The organism is Streptomyces sp. NPDC053048, from assembly GCF_044547045.1.
In the GTDB taxonomy this organism is placed as follows: Bacteria; Actinomycetota; Actinomycetes; order Streptomycetales; family Streptomycetaceae; genus Streptomyces.
Window position 1 is genome coordinate 357818 of record NZ_JBITZS010000003.1, and the last position, 19021, is coordinate 376838.

16 protein-coding genes are annotated in these 19021 nt (G+C 73.1%); 13 read left to right on the forward strand and 3 right to left on the reverse strand.

The features are described from left to right. Positions 1 to 32 precede the first annotated feature (32 nt). The 13 genes from ACIG36_RS09800 (at position 33) to ACIG36_RS09860 (ending at position 17583) form a co-directional block, all read left to right on the forward strand. Positions 33 to 347 carry a (2Fe-2S)-binding protein gene (locus tag ACIG36_RS09800; RefSeq protein WP_399924824.1) on the forward strand — a complete coding sequence of 105 codons (315 nt, stop codon included), beginning with the start codon at positions 33 to 35 and terminating at the stop codon, positions 345 to 347. Next, positions 328 to 1779, forward strand: coding sequence for an FAD-dependent oxidoreductase (locus ACIG36_RS09805; RefSeq protein ID WP_399924827.1), 1452 nt, complete (start codon positions 328 to 330; stop codon positions 1777 to 1779). The genes ACIG36_RS09800 and ACIG36_RS09805 overlap by 20 nt, the downstream gene beginning before the upstream one ends. A 59-nt stretch (positions 1780 to 1838) precedes the next feature. Beyond that, a complete protein-coding gene (locus ACIG36_RS09810) occupies positions 1839 to 2747 on the forward strand; it encodes a dihydrodipicolinate synthase family protein (RefSeq protein WP_399924830.1) in 909 nt (302 codons plus the stop codon). Between the two features lie 28 nt (positions 2748 to 2775). Then, positions 2776 to 3780, forward strand: a complete 1005-nt coding sequence (locus tag ACIG36_RS09815; RefSeq protein WP_399924833.1) for a proline racemase family protein — start codon at positions 2776 to 2778, stop codon at positions 3778 to 3780. Beyond that, positions 3777 to 5147, forward strand: coding sequence for an aldehyde dehydrogenase family protein (locus ACIG36_RS09820; RefSeq protein ID WP_399924837.1), 1371 nt, complete (start codon positions 3777 to 3779; stop codon positions 5145 to 5147). Before ACIG36_RS09815 ends, ACIG36_RS09820 begins: the two co-directional genes overlap by 4 nt. A 58-nt stretch (positions 5148 to 5205) precedes the next feature. After that, the gene (locus tag ACIG36_RS09825; protein WP_399924841.1) at positions 5206 to 5889 is read left to right on the forward strand and encodes a GntR family transcriptional regulator; all 684 of its coding nucleotides are present in this window, start codon (positions 5206 to 5208) and stop codon (positions 5887 to 5889) included. A 255-nt stretch (positions 5890 to 6144) separates the two neighbouring features. Next, positions 6145 to 6915 carry an SDR family NAD(P)-dependent oxidoreductase gene (locus ACIG36_RS09830; RefSeq protein ID WP_399924844.1) on the forward strand — a complete coding sequence of 257 codons (771 nt, stop codon included), beginning with the start codon at positions 6145 to 6147 and terminating at the stop codon, positions 6913 to 6915. A gap of 472 nt (positions 6916 to 7387) precedes the next feature. Next, positions 7388 to 7606 (forward strand): hypothetical protein, encoded by a 219-nt coding sequence (locus ACIG36_RS09835; RefSeq protein WP_399924847.1) that lies wholly within the window; start codon positions 7388 to 7390, stop codon positions 7604 to 7606. 107 nt (positions 7607 to 7713) lie between these two features. Continuing rightward, entirely contained in the window at positions 7714 to 8520 is an 807-nt protein-coding gene (locus ACIG36_RS09840) for an HlyD family efflux transporter periplasmic adaptor subunit (protein WP_399924849.1), read from the forward strand. 98 nt (positions 8521 to 8618) lie between these two features. Next, positions 8619 to 10736, forward strand: a complete 2118-nt coding sequence (locus tag ACIG36_RS09845; RefSeq protein WP_399925393.1) for an NHLP family bacteriocin export ABC transporter peptidase/permease/ATPase subunit — start codon at positions 8619 to 8621, stop codon at positions 10734 to 10736. Positions 10737 to 10738: 2 nt separating this feature from the next. Then, positions 10739 to 13624: an NHLP bacteriocin export ABC transporter permease/ATPase subunit gene (locus ACIG36_RS09850; protein WP_399924852.1), complete on the forward strand. Its 2886-nt coding sequence runs from the start codon at positions 10739 to 10741 to the stop codon at positions 13622 to 13624. Positions 13625 to 13791: 167 nt separating this feature from the next. Then, positions 13792 to 14730, forward strand: coding sequence for an AAA family ATPase (locus ACIG36_RS09855; RefSeq protein WP_399924855.1), 939 nt, complete (start codon positions 13792 to 13794; stop codon positions 14728 to 14730). A 126-nt stretch (positions 14731 to 14856) separates the two neighbouring features. Beyond that, positions 14857 to 17583: an AAA family ATPase gene (locus tag ACIG36_RS09860; protein ID WP_399924858.1), complete on the forward strand. Its 2727-nt coding sequence runs from the start codon at positions 14857 to 14859 to the stop codon at positions 17581 to 17583. A 24-nt stretch (positions 17584 to 17607) separates the two neighbouring features. On the opposite strand, the gene ACIG36_RS09865 is transcribed toward ACIG36_RS09860, so the two are convergent. The 3 genes from ACIG36_RS09865 to ACIG36_RS09875 form a co-directional block, all read right to left on the reverse strand. After that, positions 17608 to 17976 (reverse strand): peptidase inhibitor family I36 protein, encoded by a 369-nt coding sequence (locus ACIG36_RS09865; RefSeq protein WP_399924861.1) that lies wholly within the window; start codon positions 17974 to 17976, stop codon positions 17608 to 17610. Between the two features lie 84 nt (positions 17977 to 18060). Further along, entirely contained in the window at positions 18061 to 18480 is a 420-nt protein-coding gene (locus ACIG36_RS09870; RefSeq protein WP_399924864.1) for a peptidase inhibitor family I36 protein, read from the reverse strand. A gap of 64 nt (positions 18481 to 18544) precedes the next feature. Then, positions 18545 to 18988 (reverse strand): peptidase inhibitor family I36 protein, encoded by a 444-nt coding sequence (locus tag ACIG36_RS09875; RefSeq protein WP_399924867.1) that lies wholly within the window; start codon positions 18986 to 18988, stop codon positions 18545 to 18547. Positions 18989 to 19021 lie beyond the last annotated feature (33 nt).

The window sequence follows — 19021 nt, forward strand, 5'->3', positions numbered from 1 at the left end:
GGTCACCACCCCCGCCCCGAGAGGAGTCCGCAGTGGCCCGTACCCCCGCCGAACTGGCCGGGGCCCGGCCCGAGCCGCCGTTCGAGATCACCTTCGACGGCCGCCCGGTCACCGCCCTGCCCGGTCAGACCATCGCCGCCGCGCTCTGGGGGGCGGGCATCCTCGCCTGGCGCACCACCCGGCACGGCGGCCGGCCACGCGGCGCCTTCTGCGGCATCGGACAGTGCTTCGACTGCCTCGCCACCGTCAACGGACAACGCAACCGCAGGGCCTGCCTCGTGCCCGCCCGCCCCGGGGACACGGTCACCACCCAGGAAGGACACGGCCATGCCGACCTCGCCGTCTGACCCGTACGACCTCGCGGTCGTCGGCGCCGGCCCCGCCGGCCTCGCGGGCGCCGTCACCGCCGGCGAACTCGGCCTGTCCGTCATCCTCCTGGACGCCGCCGGACAAACCGGCGGCCAGTACTTCCGCCACCCCGCCCCCGGCCTCGGCGCCACCCGCCCCCAGGCCCTGCACCACGACTGGCCCGCCTTCGCCGCACTGCGCCGCCGCCTCGAGAACGGCACCGTCACCCACCTCGCCCACCACCACGTGTGGACCGTCACCCGCCGCGACGAGCACACCTGGACCGTCCACGCGCTCACCGGAACCGACGGCGACGGCGAACGCCCCGTACGCCTGCACGCCCGCACGGTCCTGTTCGCCACCGGCGCCCAGGAACGCCACCTGCCCTTCCCCGGCTGGACCCTGCCCGGCGTCGTCGGTGCCGGCGGCGCCCAGGCCATGCTCAAGTCCGGGCTCGTCCTGCCCGGACAGCGCGTCGTCGTCGCCGGCAGCGGACCGCTGCTCCTCGCCGTCGCCTCCTCGCTGGCCGCGGCGGGCGCGCGCATACCCGCCGTCGCCGAGGCCTCCGGCTACCTCGGCTACGCCCGCAGCCCCCGCGCCCTGGCCACCAACCCCCACAAGCTCCTCGAGGCCGCCGTCCACGGCTCCGCCCTCCTGCGCCACCGGATACCCCTGCACACCCGCAGCGCCGTCACCGAGGTCCACGGCACGGATCGCGTCGAGGCCGTCACCGTCTCCCGTCTCGACCGCCACTGGCGGCCGCTGCCCGGCACCGGCCGCCACATCGCCTGCGACGCCCTCGCCGCCGGCCACGGCCTCGTCCCGCAGACCGAACTCGCCACCTCCCTCGGCTGTGCGACCCGCCGCGGCCCCGACGGAGCCACCGCCCTCGCCCTGGACGACCTCCAGCGCACCTCGGTGCCCGGCCTGTGGGCCGCAGGCGAGACCGGCGGCACCGGCGGCTGGCAACTGGCCCGCACCGAGGGCGAACTGGCGGGCATCGCGATCGCCGCCCACCTGCGCGCCCGGCCCGTCCTCACCGGCAGCCGGCGCGTGGCCGGCCTGCGCCGCCGCCGCGACCGCATGCGGGCCTTCGCCGACGCCATGGCCGCCGCCCACGCCCCCGGCCCCGGCTGGACCGGCTGGCTCACCGACGCCACCGACGTCTGCCGCTGCGAAGAGGTGACCGCCGGCCGGATCCGCGAGGCGGCCGGCGAACTCGGCGCCGGCGACGCGCGCACCGTCAAGCTCCTCACCCGGGCCGGCATGGGCTGGTGCCAGGGCCGCATGTGCTCGGCGGCCGTGTCCTGCCTCGCGGCGGACGGTACGGCGGAGGGGACCGTACCGCCGTCCGCCGAACGCAGGCCGCTGGCCGTGCCCGTACCGCTCGGGGTCCTGGCCACCGAGCCCGAACGACCGGACCCCGGATGACCGGACCCGGGTGACCGGACCGAACGACACGCTCTCCCACCGAAGAAGGGTTACCGGCAATGACCACCACCACCTGGCACTCCGACCGTCCCTGGCGGGGCATCATGGTCGCCACCGCGCTCCCGCTGCGCGACGACCTCTCCGTCGACTACGACGCCTACGCCGAACACGTCCGCCACCTGCTCGACAACGGCTGCGACGGCGTCGTCCCCAACGGCTCGCTCGGCGAGTACCAGACCCTCACCGACGACGAGCGTGCCCGCGTGGTGCGCACCGCCGTCGAGGCCGCCGGGGACGGCGCCCGGGTCATGCCCGGTGTCGCCGCCTACGGCAGCGCCGAGTCGCGCCGCTGGGCCGAGCAGGCCGCCGAGGCCGGCTGCGGCTCCGTCCTGCTGCTGCCGCCCAACGCCTACCGCGCCGACGAGCGGGCCGTGCGCGGCCACTACGCCGAGGTGGCCGCGGCCGGGGTGCCCGTCGTGGCGTACAACAACCCCATCGACACCAAGACGGACCTGACCCCCGCCCTGCTGGCCCGGCTGCACGCCGACGGCCACATCGTGGCCGTCAAGGAGTTCAGCGGCGACGTCCGGCGCGCCTACGAGATCGCCGAACTCGCCCCCGAGCTCGACCTGCTGATCGGCGCCGACGACGTCCTGCTCGAACTCGCCCTCGCCGGGGCCGTCGGCTGGATAGCCGGCTACCCCAACGCCTTCCCCGCCACCTGCGCCGAGCTCTACCACGCGGCAGTCGCCGGCCACCTCGAGACGGCCCTGCCCCTGTACCGGTCGCTGCACCCGCTGCTGCGGTGGGACTCCAGGACCGAGTTCGTGCAGGCCATCAAGCTCTCCATGGACATCACCGGCCGCCACGGCGGCCCCACCCGGCCCCCGCGCCTCCCGCTCACCGGGGAGACCGAGGCCGCGGTGCGCTCGGCCACCGAGAAGGCCGTCGCCGACGGCCACCACTGAGAGCCCACCCACCGCGGAAAGGACGTCCGTGCGCACCCGTCATGTCTTCCATGCCGTCGACTCGCACACCGAGGGCATGCCCACGCGTGTCATCACCGGTGGCGTCGGCGTGATCCCCGGCGCCACCATGGCCGAACGCCGGCTGCACTTCATCGAGCACCTGGACCACCTCCGCACGCTCCTGATGTACGAGCCGCGCGGCCACGCCTCCATGAGCGGCGCGATCCTCCAGCCCCCCACCCGTCCCGACGCCGACTACGGCGTCCTCTACATCGAGGTCTCCGGGCTGCTGCCGATGTGCGGGCACGGCACCATCGGGGTGGCCACCGTGCTCGTCGAGACGGGCATGGTGGCGGTCACCGAGCCCGTCACCACCGTGCGCCTGGACACCCCGGCCGGTCTCGTCGTCGCCGACGTGCGGGTCGAGGACGGCGTGGCCAAGGCCGTCACCTTCACCAACGTGCCCGCGTTCGCCGTCGGCCTGGACCGCGTGGTGGACGTGCCCGGGTACGGGAAGGTGACGTACGATCTGGCCTTCGGCGGCAACTTCTACGCCTTCGCCGAACTCGAGGCGCTGGGGCTGCCCTTCGACCGCGCGCGCAAGGACGACCTGCTGGCCGCCGGGCTCGCCGTCATGGACGCCGTCAACGCCTCGCCCGACCGGCCCGTCCACCCCGAACACCCCGAGATCAACGGCCTCAAGCACGTCTACCTCGCCGCCCCCGGCTCCGACGCCACCCGCTCCCGGCATGCCATGGCCATCCACCCGGGCTGGTTCGACCGCTCGCCGTGCGGCACGGGAACCTCCGCCCGGATGGCGCAGCTGCACGCCCGCGGCGCGCTGCCGCTCGACCGGGACTTCGTCAACGAGTCCTTCATCGGCACCGAGTTCACCGGCCGGCTGGTGGGGGAGACGCGGGTGGGCGGGCTGCCGGCGGTGGTCCCCACCATCACCGGGCGGGCCTGGATCACCGGCACCGCCCAGTACTTCCTCGACCCGGACGACCCCTTCCCCGGAGGTTTCCTGCTGTGACCGCAGCCACCGCGTCGTTCCTCTCGATCAACCCGGCCGATCCGGCCGACGTCGTCGCCCGCGTCACCCCCGCCGGCGCCCCGGCCGCGGCCGCGGCCGTCGAACGGGCCCGCGCCGCCGGGCGGGACTGGCTCGCCGGCGGCGCGGCCGCCCGGTCCGCGGCCCTCTCGGCCGTCGCCGGCGCCCTCGAGGCCGCCGCCGAGGAGCTGGCCGGCCTCGCCGTGCGCGAGGTGGGCAAGCCGCTGACCGAGGCCCGCGCCGAGGTGGCCCGTACCGTCGCCATCTGGCGGTACTACGCCCAGGCGCCCTACGAGGCCGCCGGCGCCGTCCACGAGCCGGCGGCCGGAGCCGGCCTGCTGCTGACGCGGCGGCGCCCGCACGGCGTCGCCGGCCTGATCACCCCGTGGAACTTCCCGTTCGCCATCCCCTCCTGGAAGGCCGCACCGGCGCTGGCGGCCGGCAACACGGTCGTCCTCAAGCCCGCCCCCGAGGCCACCGCCTGCGCCCTGCGGCTCGCGGAGATCGTGCGGGGGGCCGTGCCGGACGGGGTGTTCACCGTCGTTGCCGGCGGCGCCGACGAGGGGGGTGCCGTCCTGGCGGCGGCCGACGTCGTCTCCTTCACCGGCTCCACCGGCGTCGGCAACACCGTCGTCCGGGCCGCGACCGCACGTGGCGTGCCGGTCCAGGCCGAGATGGGCGGCCTCAACGCGGCGATCGTCCTGCCCGACGCCGACATCGAACGGGCCGCCGCCCACATCGCCGCCGCGATCGCCGGGTACGCCGGGCAGAAGTGCACCGCCACCAGCCGGGTGATTGCCGTCGGTGCCGCCCTCGATCCGCTGCGCGAGGCCCTGGCCGGCGCCCTGCGCGAGGTGCCGGTCGGCGACCCGGCCGACCCGGCCACCGTGTGCGGTCCGCTCGTCTCCGACCGGGCGCGCGAGCGGGTGACGGCGGCGCGGGAGGGCCTGTCCGTGGTCGCCACCGGCGCCACGCCCGAGGGGCCCGGCTGGTACGCGGCCCCGGCGCTCGTGGAGAAGGTGCCGCCGGAGCACCCGGTGCTGCGCGAGGAGGTGTTCGGGCCCCTGGCCGTCCTGCTGCCGGCCGACGACCTCGCCCACGCCGTGCGCGTCGCCAACGCGGTCCCGTACGGGCTGGTCACCTCGGTGCACACGGCCGGCCTCGGCGCGGCGCTGCACGGCCTCGACCACCTCGACACCGGCATGATCCGCGTCAACGCGCCGTCCACGGGCGTGGACTTCCACCTGCCCTTCGGCGGCGCCAAGGCGTCCGCGCACGGACCGCGCGAACAGGGCAGGGCAGCGCTGGAGTTCTACACTTCCAGCCGGACCTACACCCTGACGCCCTGAATCGCAATGTGACATTGTACGCTGGTGGTCCAGTCCAACGGGCCACGAAAGGGACACCATGGGGCACCTCAAGCAGCGCAACCTCGTCACCGCCAGCGAGCGGCTGCGCGACCAGGTCGCCCACGCCCTGCGCGCCGCCCTGATCTCCGGCGAGCTGCGTCCCGGGCAGGTCTACTCCGCGCCGGGGCTCGCCGAGGACTTCGGTATCTCGGCGACCCCGGTGCGCGAGGCGATGCTCGACCTGGCCCGCGAGGGCCTGGTCGAGCCCGTCCGCAACAAGGGCTTCCGCGTGACCGAGGTCAACGAGCGCGACCTCGACCAGTACACCGAGATCCGCACCCTGATCGAGGTCCCCATGACGGGCCGCATCACCCGCACCGCGGCCCGCGAGGACCTCGAGGCCCTCCGCCCGGTCGCCGAGGAGATCGTGCGCGCCGCCCGCGAGCACGACCTCATCGGCTACCTCGAGGCGGACCGCCAGTTCCACCTCACCCTCCTCGCCCTCTCCGGCAACGAACGCCTCGTCGAGACCGTCAGCGACCTGCGCAAGCGGTCCCGCCTGTACGGCCTGACGGCGCTGGACGAGCGCGGCGAGCTGATCCCCTCGGCCGAGGAGCACCTCGAGCTCCTCGACCTGATGCTGGCGGGCGATGCCAAGGGCGCCGAGAAGTGCATGAAGCGCCACCTGGGGCACGTGCGCTCGCTGTGGGCGAAGAACGGCGAGCGGCCCGGCGGCGCCTGAGGTCGCACCCGGGCACGCCGGGGCGTAGGAAGGCGCGCAGCTCCTCCCGTCGCGGACTGACCGGCTCCGCACGGTCGGCTGTCGTGTGCCTGGTGGTCATGACACCACCATCAGTTGACTCCACTCACATCTCGGCAATACCGAGAAGAATCCTCGTTGTTCCCCCTGACATGGGGCGGTCGGCGGAGGTGACCGGGACTGTCGGCACCTCCGCCGACGCATTCCTTTCCTGACAATTGACTGGATTCTTTAATGATGTCGAATGTTCCGGGCGCGCGACGCTTTGACGGCAAGGTTGTTCTTATCACCGGCGGCGCCACCGGCATGGGCTACGCCGCCGCCGAACTCTTCCTCACCGAAGGGGCGAAGGTCGTCATCACCGGACGCGGCGAGGACCGGCTCAAGCTCGCCGCCGAGCGCCTCGACGCCGGCGACCGCCTGCTGACCGTGCGGGCCGACGTCTCCCGGCGCGCCGACGTCGACCACCTGATGACCGGGATCGGCGAGCGGTTCGGCCACCTCGACGTGGTGTTCGCCAACGCCGGCGTGGGCGTCTTCAAGCGGATCGAGGACTTCACCGAGGAGGACGTCGACACCGTCCTCGGCGCCAACGTCAAGGGCGTCTTCTTCACCGTCCAGCGCGCGCTCCCGCTGCTCCGCGACGGCAGCTCGATCGTCATCAACGCCTCCTGGACCCTGCACCGCGGACTGGTCATCGGCTCGCTCTACTCGGCGAGCAAGGCCGCGGCCGCCAACCTCGCCAAGACGCTGGCCAGCGACCTCTCCGGGCGCGGCATCCGCGTCAACTCGGTCAGCCCCGGCTACATCGACACCGACATGTTCCGCGAGTCCGTGCCCACCGACGAGGCGCGCCGCGCCAGCGCCGAGGAGTCGGTGCTCGGCCGCGTCGGCACGCCCGAGGAGGTGGCCGCGACCGTGGCCTTCCTCGCCTCCGACGCCGCCTCCTTCGTCAACGGCGTCGACCTCCTGGTCGACGGCGGCGTCGTCAACTCCATCCCCGCGTAGCAGAGACAGGAGATCGGGGCACGCGGAGCATCGAGACCCAGGTCGGCATCGACGCCCACCTCGACGGTGCGACGGCCACGCCGGCCGCCCCGGCCGCGCCCCGCCGGCCCGCGGCGTGATCTCCAAAATCTTCACACAACGTGAGCGGCCGGCCCGCGCGGCCCGCGCCGCTCCGTCATATGCCGGTTATGCCCAAAGCGCTTGATGAGTGTGTGTCCATTTATGTTCCGTCGGGATGCGGAGGCGCCCGAATCTGTTACTCGATCCTGTGAAGAAGTTGTGATGGTTGAGTAAAGGAATCGGATAGCCATCCCCGCTCGCGCACCCTCCTTCGTCAACACGGTTGGCCGCGCCACCCGTTCGCGTGCTTATATCTGCGGCACCGCGGCGGCCCTACGAACGGTGGCCGATTACGGCCGGGCCGCCGGGGCCCCATTGAGAAACAGTCAGACGAATGAAGGGTGCGCGAAAAATGCGTGACAACCTCGAGACCCGCGAGATCGCCGACGCCGAGCTGGACGCCGTTTCCGGTGGTGTCGCCATTTCCGGTGGCCTCCTCGGCGCCGTGACCGGCGACGTCCACACCGTGCTCGGCACCGTGACCTCCCTGGACACGGTCCAGGCCGTCCGTCCCACCGCCGGCCAGGTCGCGGACATCGTCGGCATCCAGGCCGGCGTCGCCGGTCTCTGAGCGGGACCGGTCACCCCGTGAACCCCGGAACGCCTTTCGTTCCGGGGTTCACCGGCGTCCGCACCATGCGTTTTCCCGTGTCACGAATGCAGTCGAAGGAATAGTCCGTGCAGTTCCGCCAGCAGGCGCTTTCCAAACTGCAATCGCCCGAAGAACTCGATCTGCCCGTACGCTTCGCGCGACCGCAGGGCCGGCTGGTCCTGGCCGTCACCGTCGTCGTCATGGCCGTCGCGGCATTCTGGGCATTCACCGGATCCGTGTCGTCCAAGCTGAGCGCCCCCGGCATCCTCACCCACGCCGACGGAAGCTATCTGCTGCAGAGCCCCTTCGCCGGGCAGGTCACCAAGGCGTTCGCCCGGGAAGGGGAGTTGCTCGCCCCCGGCGCTCCGCTGCTGCAGATCGGCACGGACCGGGGCGAGCGGACCGTGCGCCTGCCGGCCGGTGGCCGGGTGACCACCCTGATCGCCAAGACCGGTTCCGTCGTCGCGACCGGCGCGGACGTGGCGACCGTGGAACGCGTGACGAGGGCCGACGACCCGCTGGTGGCCATGCTGTACGTGCCCGCCGACAGCGGCTCGGCGATCACCGTGGGCGCCTCGGTCGACATCGGCGTCCAGTCCGTCCCCCAGCAGCCGTTCGGCGTGCTGCGCGGCCGCGTCGAGGCCGTCGGCCGCGCACCCCGCACCCCGGCGCAGATCAGCGGATTCCTCGGCGACAGCAGGCTCGCCGCACAGTTCACCCGGCAGGGCAACCCCGTCGCGGTCCTCGTGCGGCTCGAGCGCTCCTCCGCCACCGCCTCCGGCTACCGCTGGTCCTCCAAGGACGGGCCGCCGCACCCCCTCGACTCCATGACGCCCGTCACCGGCTCCGTCCACCTCGCCGCCCAGCGGCCCGTCGACTGGCTGCTGCCGTGACCCGCCGCGCGCCCCGCGCCGGCACGCACGGACGGGGCCGCCGCCCGGCACCCGCGAGCCGCCGGCAGAAGACCGTACGCACCCCCACCGTGCTGCAGATGGAGGCGGTGGAGTGCGGTGCCGCCGCGCTCGCCATGGTGCTCGGCCACCACGGCCGCTTCGTCCCCCTGGAAGAACTGCGCATCGCCTGCGGCGTCTCCCGCGACGGCTCCCGCGCCGGCAACCTCCTCAAGGCCGCCCGCGCCCACGGACTGCGCGCCAAGGGCATGCAGATGGGCCTGGACGCGCTCGCCGAGGTGCGCGCCCCGGCCGTCCTCTTCTGGGAGTTCAACCACTACGTCGTCTACGAGGGCACCGGCCGCCGCCTCGGGCGCCGGGGCGTGTACATCAACGACCCCGCCAAGGGCCGGCGGTTCGTCCCCATCGAGGAGTTCGACACCAGCTTCACCGGCGTCGTGCTCACCTTCGAGCCCGGTGAGGACTTCCGCCGCACCGGCCGCAGGCCCGGCGTCCTGGGCGACGTGCCGCGCCGCCTGCGCGGCACCTCGGGCACCATGCGCGCCGCCGTGGTCGCCGGCCTCCTGCTGGTGGCCGTCGGCGCGACGGTGCCTGCACTGAGCCGCACCTACATCGACACGTTCCTCATCGGCGGCCGGACGTCCACGCTGGGCGTGCTCTTCGCGTCGATGGCGACCGCCCTCGTGCTCACCGCCGCGCTCACCGCCGTCCAGCAGGCCAATCTGCTGCGCGGACGCGTCATCTCCTCCACCCTGGGCAGCGCCCGCTTCCTGCGGCATCTGCTCAGACTCCCGGTCGCGTTCTTCTCCCAGCGCAACCCGGCCGACCTGGTCCAGCGCCTGCGCTCCAACGACGCGGTCGCCGAGACGCTCGCGAGGGACCTCGCGGCCGCCGGCGTGGACGCGGTGGTCGTGGTCCTCTACGCGGTGCTGCTGTGGACGTACGACCCGCAGCTGACCGTCGTCGGCATCGGCATCGCGCTGCTCAACGTGGCCGCCATGCGGATCGTGATGCGCGTACGGGCCACCGGCACCCAGAAGCTGCGGGCCGAGAGCGCCCGCCTGACCAACACCTCCTACAGCGGTCTGACGCTCATCGAGACGATGAAGGCCACCGGCGGCGAGGACGGCTTCTTCCGCCGCTGGGCCGGACAGCACGCGATCACCCTCGACGTGCAGCAACGGCTCGGCGTGCCCAGCGCCTGGCTCGCGATCACCGCACCCACGCTGGCCGCGCTCAACAGCGCGCTGATCCTGCTGATCGGCGGCCTGCGGGCGGTGGAGGGCCACCTCTCGGTCGGCCTGCTCGTCGCCTTCCAGGCCCTGGTGACCAGCTTCACCGCACCGATCACCCGCCTCAACGGCGTCGCCGGCCGCATCCAGGACTTCGCCGCCGACGTCGCCCGCCTCAAGGACGTCGAGAACTTCCCCGTCGACCCCTTGTACGCGCGGCGCGAGCCGCCCGCCGGCACCCGCCGCCTCAAGGGCCATGTGGAACTGGACCACGTCACCTTCGGCTACAGCCCCCTGGACGCCCCGCTGCTGAAGGACTTCTCCCTGTCGGTCGGCCCCGGGCAGCAGGTCGCGCTCGTCGGCGGCTCCGGCAGCGGCAAGTCCACCGTCTCCCGGCTGATATCCGGCCTCTACACCCCCTGGGAGGGCGCCATCCGCATCGACGGCATGCGGCTGGAGGACATCCCGCGCGGCGCGCTGGCCGCCTCGGTCTCCTTCGTCGACCAGGACGTCTTCCTCTTCGAGGGCACGGTCCGCGACAACGTCGCGCTGTGGGATCCCTCCATTCCCGACGAGGCCGTCATCGCCGCCCTCGAGGACGCCGCCGTGTACGAGGTGGTCGCCCGGCGCCCCGGCGGCATCCACAGCCGTGTGGAGCAGGACGGCCGCAACTTCTCCGGCGGCCAGCGCCAGCGCCTGGAGATCGCCCGCGCGCTCGTACGCCGCCCCAGCGTGCTGGTCCTCGACGAGGTGACCAGCGCCCTGGACGCGGTGACCGAACAGGTCGTCATCGACAACCTGCGGCGCCGCGGCTGCGCCTGCGTGGTCATCGCCCACCGGCTGAGCACGGTCCGCGACAGCGACGAGATCGTCGTGCTCGACCGGGGAACGGTCGTGGAACGCGGGCGGCACGAACACCTGGTCGCAGCCGGGGGCGCGTACGCGGGCCTGGTCAAGGAGCACTGAGCATGACCACTCCTACCACTCCTCACCACACCCCGGTCGCCGATCCGGTGGTCGCGGCCCTCGGCGGGCTCGGCACGGCCGTCGACTGCGCGGGCCTGCGCAGCCTGTCCCTGGAGGGACCGCTCGTCCTGTGGCTCGTCGAGGGCGGCGCGCTGGACCTGTTCGCTGTCGACGCCGCGCAGGCCGGCACCTGGCACTTCCTCGGCCGGCTGGAGACGGGCACGCTGCTGCTGGGCCCCGCCGAGGGCCCCGAGCACACGCTGATCGCCCGTCCCCGCCAGGACTGCCGGCTGCGCCGCATCGAACTGCGCGAGCTGTCCAGGCCCGAGCACGGCGGGTACGGCGGGTACGGCGAAGACAATGGGTACGGCGCGTACGGGGGCTACGGAGGCTACGGCGACCAGTGGTACGACGCCGCCGACGGGGCGCTCAGCCCCCTGGAGAACGCGTTCGCGCTCGGCGTCGGCCGGGGCCTGCGCGTCCTGTGCCAGGCACCGCTCGACGGCCGGGCCGCCACCGGCGGGAGCAGTGCCGACGACGACGTCCTGTGGATGCAGATCACGCCGGGCAGCGTGCGGTACGGCGCCGCCTACGAGGGGTACGCGACCGGCACCCTCCTCGTCGACGCCGCGATGTGGCAGGGCATGGTCGACCAGCAGTACCGGCTGCTGTACGCACTGGACCGCTGGATCGAGCAGCTGGAGCGCGCCCACGAGGACCGTACGGCGGCCGGCATCGAGGCCGGCGAGACCGCGCGGGCCCAGGCGGACCAGGCGCTGCTGGCCTCCATCGACCGCTCCGGCGGGCGCCCGCGCCGCGCCGCGGGCGACGACGCGACCTTCGCCGCGTGCCGCCTGGTCGCCCGCGAGGCCGGCATAGCCCTGTCCGACCCGGGTCCGGCGCGGGCCGGCTCCGAGCGGCTGGACCCCGTCGAGCGCGTCGCGCTCGCCTCGCGGATCCGTACCCGACCCGTCCGGCTCGCCGGGCGCTGGTGGCGGGAGAACAGCGGCCCCCTGGTGGGCCGTCGCGCGGAGGACGACGCGCCGGTCGCGCTGCTGTGGCGGCGCGGGGGATACGAGGCCGTCGACCCGGTCACCGGCGCGCGGGAACGCGTCGGCAAGGCCGGCGAGGCCGCCTTCGCGCCGCGCGCCGTCATGTTCTACCGCCCGCTGCCGGACCGGCCGCTGGGCCTGCTGGGACTGCTGCGCTTCAGCGTGCGCGGCACCGGCGAGGAGCTGCGCGGCATCCTCGTGGGCGGGCTGGTCGCGGTCTGCCTGGGCGCGCTCGTGCCCCTCGCCACGGGCAAGGTCCTCGGCGCGTACGTACCGGCGGCGGAGAACGGTCTGATCGTGCAGGCCACCCTGGCGCTCGTCGTCACGAGCGTCGTGTCCGCCGCCTTCATGCTGCTGCAGAACATCTGCGTCCTGCGCATGGAGGGCCGTATCGAGGCCACCCTGCAGCCGGCCGTGTGGGACAGGCTGCTGCGCCTGCCGACGACGTTCTTCACCGGCCGTTCCACCGGCGAACTGGCCGGCGCGGCCATGGGTATCAGCGCCATCCGCCGCGTGCTGTCCGGCACCGGCTCGGTGGTCCTGCAGGCCGGCACGGTCGGCACGATGAACCTCGTGCTGCTGCTCGCCCACAGCGTGCCGCTGGCGCTGGTGGCCCTCGCCATGCTGCTGGTGATCGCCGCCGTCTTCCTCGGCCTGGGGCTGTGGCAACTGCGCTGGCAGCGGCAGCTGGTCAGGCTCGGCAACAAGCTCGACAACCAGGCCTTCCAGACCCTGCGCGGACTGCCCAAACTGCGCGTCGCCGCGGCCGAGAGCTTCGCCTACGCCGCCTGGGCCCGCGAGTTCGCCCGCACCCGCGACCTGCACCAGCGCATCGGCCGGATCAAGAACGTCGTCACGGTGCTCAACGCGGTCTGCCTGCCGCTGTGCACCCTGGTGATGTTCATGCTGATGGCCGGCCCGGCCCGCGGCAGCATGTCGGCGAGCGGATTCCTCACCTTCAGTACCGCCGTGACGATGCTGCTGGCCTCGGTCACCCAGCTGACCGGCGCGCTGCTGTCGGCCGCGGCCGTGCAGCCGATGTTCGAGCAGATCAGGCCGGTCTTCGAGGCGACTCCCGAGGTGGAGGGCTCCAGCGTGCAACCGGGCGAGCTGAGCGGCGGCATCGAGGCGAAGGACCTGTCCTACCGGTACACCCCCGACGGACCGCTGGTGCTCGACGAGGTGTCGTTCCGGGTGCGGCCGGGCGAGTTCGTCGCGATCGTCGGGGCCAGCGGCTGCGGCAAGTCGACCCTGCTGCGGCTCCTCATCGGCTTCGAGAGGCCCGGCTCGGGAAGCGTGCTGTACGACGGCCAGGACCTGGCGGCACTCGACCGGGCGGCCGTGCGCCGCCAGTGCGGCGTCGTCCTGCAGAACGCCCAGCCCCTCACCGGCTCGGTCCTCGACTGCATCCGCGGCGCCGGGACGTACTCGCTCGAGGAGGTCTGGGAGGCCGCGGCGATGGCGGGCCTGGCCGAGGACATCAAGGCCATGCCCATGGGCCTGCACACCGTGCTCTCCGACGGCGGCGGCACCCTCTCGGGCGGCCAGCGCCAGCGGCTGATGATCGCCCAGGCCCTGGTGCGCAAGCCGCGCGTCCTCTTCTTCGACGAGGCCACCAGCGCGCTGGACAACGAGGCCCAGCGCGTGGTCATCGAGTCCACCCGCGCCCTGCGCGCCACCCGCGTCGTGATCGCCCACCGGCTGTCCACGGTCATGGACGCCGACCGGGTCGTCGTCATGGCGGACGGCCGGGTCGCCCAGCAGGGCCCACCCGCCGCCCTGCTCGCCGACACCGGCGGCCTCTTCCACGAACTGGTCCGCCGCCAGATGAACTGACGGCGCGGGCCACGGGGCCGTCCCCGGAGCCCGCGGTGCCCCGGTCGGCCGGTGCGGACACCGGCCGCCCCCGGCCCGTGTACCGGCCAGGGTGCGACACCGGCTCGACGGGCCCCCGGCTCGGGAATCGTGACCGGCGGACGCTGACCGGGAGAGACAGGACGCGCATGGAATCGATCACCACGGCGATGGTGGGCCGCGAGGACGAACAGGCGGAGCTCACGGCGTTCGTGAAATCCGCCACGGGCCGGGCCCTCGTCCTGCGAGGGGAGGCGGGGGTCGGCAAGAGCTCGCTGCTGAGCCACGCCGCCGCGCTGGCGGAGCAGGAGGGGCACGTCGTCATCCGCGCCGCCGGCGTCGAGGCGGAGTCCGCGCTGCCCTACGCCGGGCTGCATCAGTTCCTCCATCCGCTGCTCGCCGACGCCACGCGACTGGACGACAGGAGCCGGGCGGTGTTCGACGCCGTGCTCGGCGGAGGACCGGGCGATCCGCCGTCGGTCATGACGCTCGGCATCGCCGTCCTCGGCCTGCTGTCGCTCTCCTGCGCTCAGCGGCCACCCTTACTGGTCCTCGACGACGGGCAGTGGCTTGACGACGCCAGCGCCGACGTCTGCGGCTTCGTGGGCCGACGCCTGGCCGGCAGCCCGGTGAAGCTGCTGGTCGCGGTCCGCACCGACATCACGTCGCGCTTCGACACCGCCGCCCTGCCCGAACTGCCGGTCGCAGCCCTCGCCGACGAGGACGCGGCACGCCTGCTGGACCACCGTTACCCGGACCTGGGCCGACGGCTCCGCCGGGTCGTCCTCGAGCAGGCCCGGGGCAACCCGTCGGCCTTGCTGGACCTGCCCGCGCGAGCCGCACTGCGCGCGACCGGAATCCCGCCCCGCGCCTCGACGCCGCACCCGGCCTCGCTGACCTCGCAGGAACGCCGCATCGCCGACCTGGCCGCGAGCGGCCTGACGAACAAGGAGATCGGCAAGCGGATGCACCTGTCGCCGCGTACCGTCGGCTCGCACCTGTACCGCACCTTCCCCAAGCTGGGCATCACGACCCGGGCGGCACTGCGCGACGCACTGAGCCGGACCGAGGAGGGTGCACAGGTCTGACGAACCGGCGATGCCGGCCGGCGGTGGTGACGGCCGACGGTGGTGACCGAATCCATGCAGGTCAGCGGGCCCGGATGTTCGTAGGATGGGTGAACTCCTCCGGGAGGAACCCCTACCGGAGGTCGCATGCCGCACCACGCGAAACGCCAGCTGCTCGGGCGGGAACGGGAGCTGGAGGCGCTGGACCGCCTGCTGCGCGACGTGCGCGACGGACGCAGCCGGGTGCTGGTCCTGCGCGGCGAGGCGGGCGTCGGCAAGTCGGCACTGCTCGACCATCTGGCGGAGCAGGCCGCACCGCTGCGGACCGTGTACGCGGCCGGCGTCGAAGCCGAGTCCGACTTCGCCTACTCGGCCCTGCAACGCCTGTGCGCCCCGCTGCTGCCGCACCTCGACCGGCTGCCGTCGGTACAACAGGACGCGCTGCGTGTCGCGTTCGGCCTGAGCGCGGGGAATCCGCCCGAGATGCTGCTGGTCGGCATCGCGGTCCTCGGTCTCCTCGCCGAGGCCGCGGCCGCATCCCCGCTGGTGTGCCTGGTCGACGACGCCCAGTGCCTGGACCTGATGTCCCAGCGGATCCTGACGTTCGTCGGGCGCCGGCTGGACGCCGAATCGGTGGCACTGGTGTTCGCCGAGCGGATCACCGACGGGGAGAAGGACGAGGGCTGTTCCGGTCTGCCGGACCTCACCCTGCGCGGGCTGGCCGACGCCGACGCACGGGCTCTGCTCGACAGCGTGCTTCCCGGGCCGGTCGACGCCCGCGTGCGGGACCGGATCGTCGCCGAGACCGGTGGAAACCCGCTCGCCCTGCTGGAGTTGCCCCGGGGCCTGTCACCGGCGGAGCTGGCGTTCGGCTTCGGAGGACCCGGCGCCGGCCCGCTGGCGACCCGGGTCGAGGACGGCTTGCGCCGGCGCGTCGACGCGCTGCCGGCCGACACCCGCGCCCTCCTGCTGCTCGCTGCGGTCGAACCGGTCGGTGACGCACCGCTGTTGTGGCATGCGCTGCACCTGCTCGGCATCGGCATCGAGGCCGCGGCACCGGCCGAGGCCGCGGGCCTGATCACCCTGGGAGCCTCGGTGCGGTTCCGCCACCCGCTGGTGCGTTCGGCCGTCTGGCGCGGTGCGGATGCCGCCGCACTGCGTGCGGCGCACCGCGCACTGGCCGAGGCCACCGATGCCGGGCGCGACCCCGACCGGCGGGCCTGGCACCAGGCCCACGCCGCGGTCGGGCCGGACGAGCACGTGGCCGCCGCGCTGGAGCGCTCCGCCGACCGGGCCTTGGCGCGCGGCGGACGCGCGGCCGCCGCCTCCTTCCTGGAACGTGCCGCCGCGCTCACCCCCGACCCGAAGGAGCGGGCGCGGCGCGCGCTGGCGGCCGCGAGGGCCCACCTCGCGGCGGGCGTGCCGGCCCGGGTGCCCGACCTGCTGGCCGCCGCCGAACTGGGGCCGCTGGACCCGCTGCAGTTCGCCGACGCCGGCAGGCTGCGCGCCAAGGCGTCGTCCATGACCAACCCGGGGCTCGGCGCGGTGCAGCCGTTGCTCGACGCGGCGGGCCGCTTCAGGTACCTCGACCCGGCCGCCGCGCGGGAGACCTGCCTCGCGGCGTTCGGCGCGGCCATCTGGGCCGGCCGCCACGACGACAGCGGACTGCGGCGAGCCGCCGAGGCGGCTCGCGACCTGCCGCACGGCGACGAGCCGGCGGGAGTCTTCCTCCGGGCCCTGGTCGTGTGGACCACGGACGGTCCGGTTGCCGCCTTCCCGCTGCTGGCGCGGGCGCTGCGCTCCCTCACCGACGACGAGGACCTGACCGTCCTGTGGCCGGCCGCGAACGCGGCCGTGGAGCTTGGCGATCTCCAGGCCTGGCTGGACGTCACCGACCGGGCGGTCCGCTTCGCCCGGACGACGGGCACGCTGTCGGTCCTCTCGACGGCACTGCCCTACCGGGCGGCCTCGCTGGGCTATGCGGGACGCTTCTCCGAGGCCTGGGATCTGCTGGCCGAGGCCGAGGCCGCGGCCGTCGAGGAAGCGGCGGGCGTGGCGACGAGCATGGTCTCGACGGCCTTGCTCAGCGCGTACCGGGGGCGGGAGCGGCCGGCCCTGGAACTGATCGGGGCGATGGAAAGGGAGGGCGAGCAGCGCGGCCTGGGCCGCCTCACCGGCATGGCGGCGTGCGCGCGGGCCGTGCTCCGCAACGGCCTGGGCAACTATCCGCTCGCCATGGAAGCGGCGCTCCGGGGCGGGGAGTACCGGGACCTCGTCGTGCACCACTGGACGTGCAGCGAGCTGGTCGAGGCCGCGACCCGGGCCGGCCATCCGGCCGTGGCGGCCCGAGCGCGCGAGCGGCTGGCCGACTGGGGACGGGCCGGCACGCCCTGGGCCCTGGGCGCGCAGGCGGTCGCCGACGCCCTGACCGGAGAACCCGAGCAGGCCGAGGACCGCTACCGCGAGGCCGTCGACCACTTCGGCCGGGGCGGGCTCGGCGTGTTCGAGGCCCGGACCCGGCTGCTGTTCGGCGAATGGCTGCGCCGCCGCAACCGGCGGGCCCAGGCCCGCACCGAGCTGCGCGCGGCGCACGAGGCGGCCTCCGCGATGGGCATGGAGGCGTACGCCGAGCGGGCCCGGCGAGAGCTGCTCGCCACCGGCGAGACCGTCCGCAAGCGGACCCCCGGCACGCCGGTCCTGACCCCGCAGGAGGCCCGGATAGCCCGCCTCGCGGCCACCGGGCACCCGAACGCGGAGATCGGCGCTCAGTTGTTCCTCAGCCCTCGCACGGTCGAGTGGCACCTGCGCAAGGTCTTCGCCAAGCTGGGGGTCTCCTCCCGTCGCGAGATCGAAGGGGCCCTCTCCGACCGGTGACCGCGGGTGCCCCGCGGCCCGGTGTCAGCAGTACTTGAAGGAGCTGATCCTGTCGTTGATCCATGACGGGACGGAGGGCCACTTCTCCCGGGGGCCGATCTTGAACTCCAGGCCGCGGTACCCGTTGTGCTCGTAGAAGCAGATGCTGCTGCCCGTGTTGTTCACCACGGACGACGTGATGTCCTGCATACCCGTCCACAGGGCACCGTCGCGCTTCAGCTTTCCCATGTCGCCGATGTTCTGATCCGACGCGATCGCCGTGAACTTGGAGCCGCCGGTGGAGCCGAAGAAATCATTCTCGGACCACAGGCAGACATAATTGCTGGGGCACGCTCCGGCACCCTGTCCGAGGTCGAGGATCGTGGTGGCGCTCGCGGACGTCGCCGCAGCCATGATCAACCCGGCAGCCGCGGCAGCGCACAGTCCGAGCCTTGCCGTCTTCTTGGGCAATGTCCTTACCATCCGGTCGTGAAGGGGTCAGCAGTACTTGAAGGAGCTGATCTTGTCGTTGATCCATGATGGGACGGAGGGCCACTGCTCCCGGGGGCCGATTTTGAACTGCAGGCCGCCGTACCCGTTGTGCTCGTAGAAGCAGATGCCGCTGCCCGTGTTGTTCACCACCGAGGACGTGACGTCCTGCATGCCCTTGTCCCCGGTGGAGGTGCGTGCCAGCTTTCCCATGTCGCCGATGTTCTGATTCGACGCGATGGAGCCGAACTTGTGGTCGTAGACGAACTTCCCTTGAATGAAGTTGCCTTCCGACCACAGGCAGACGTAACCGTTGGGGCACGAACCGGCCCCGTGGCCGATGTCGAAGACACTGGCGGCGCTCGCGGAGTTCGCCGTGGCCAGCATCAGCCCGGCCGCGGCGGCGGCACCCAGTGCAAGTCTCGTCATCCTGCTTTTCGAGAACATGGTCCCTCTCTTCCAGGGTGGATTGGTGAGGATGAGCGGAGTCGGATCAGCAGAACTTGTAGGAGCTGATCCTGTCGTTGATCCACGACGGGACGGAGGACCACTTCTCCCGGGGGCCGATCCTGAACTCCAGGCCGCGGTACTCGTTGTGCTCGTAGAAGCAGATGCTGCTGCCCGTGTTGTTGACCACCGAGGAGGCGGAATCCTGCATGCCCTTCCAGCGCCAGAGCTTGCTCTCGAAGACGAACTTCCCCATGTCCGAAACGTTCTGGTCCGAACCCACGGCCCCGTAGTCCAACCCGCTTCGCGGATTTCCTCTGACGAAATCGTTCTCGCTCCACAGGCACACCCAGTTGGCGGGGCACTTACCCGACCCGGTCTGAATGTCGGTGAGGACACTGGCGCTCGCGCTCGTCGTCGTGGCGGCGACTGCCCCGGTCAGCGCGGCAGCGCCCACGGCGAGTCTCAGCACCGTTCTCCGCAGGTTCATCGTGATCTCCTCTGCTTCCTCCGCCGGCCCGAG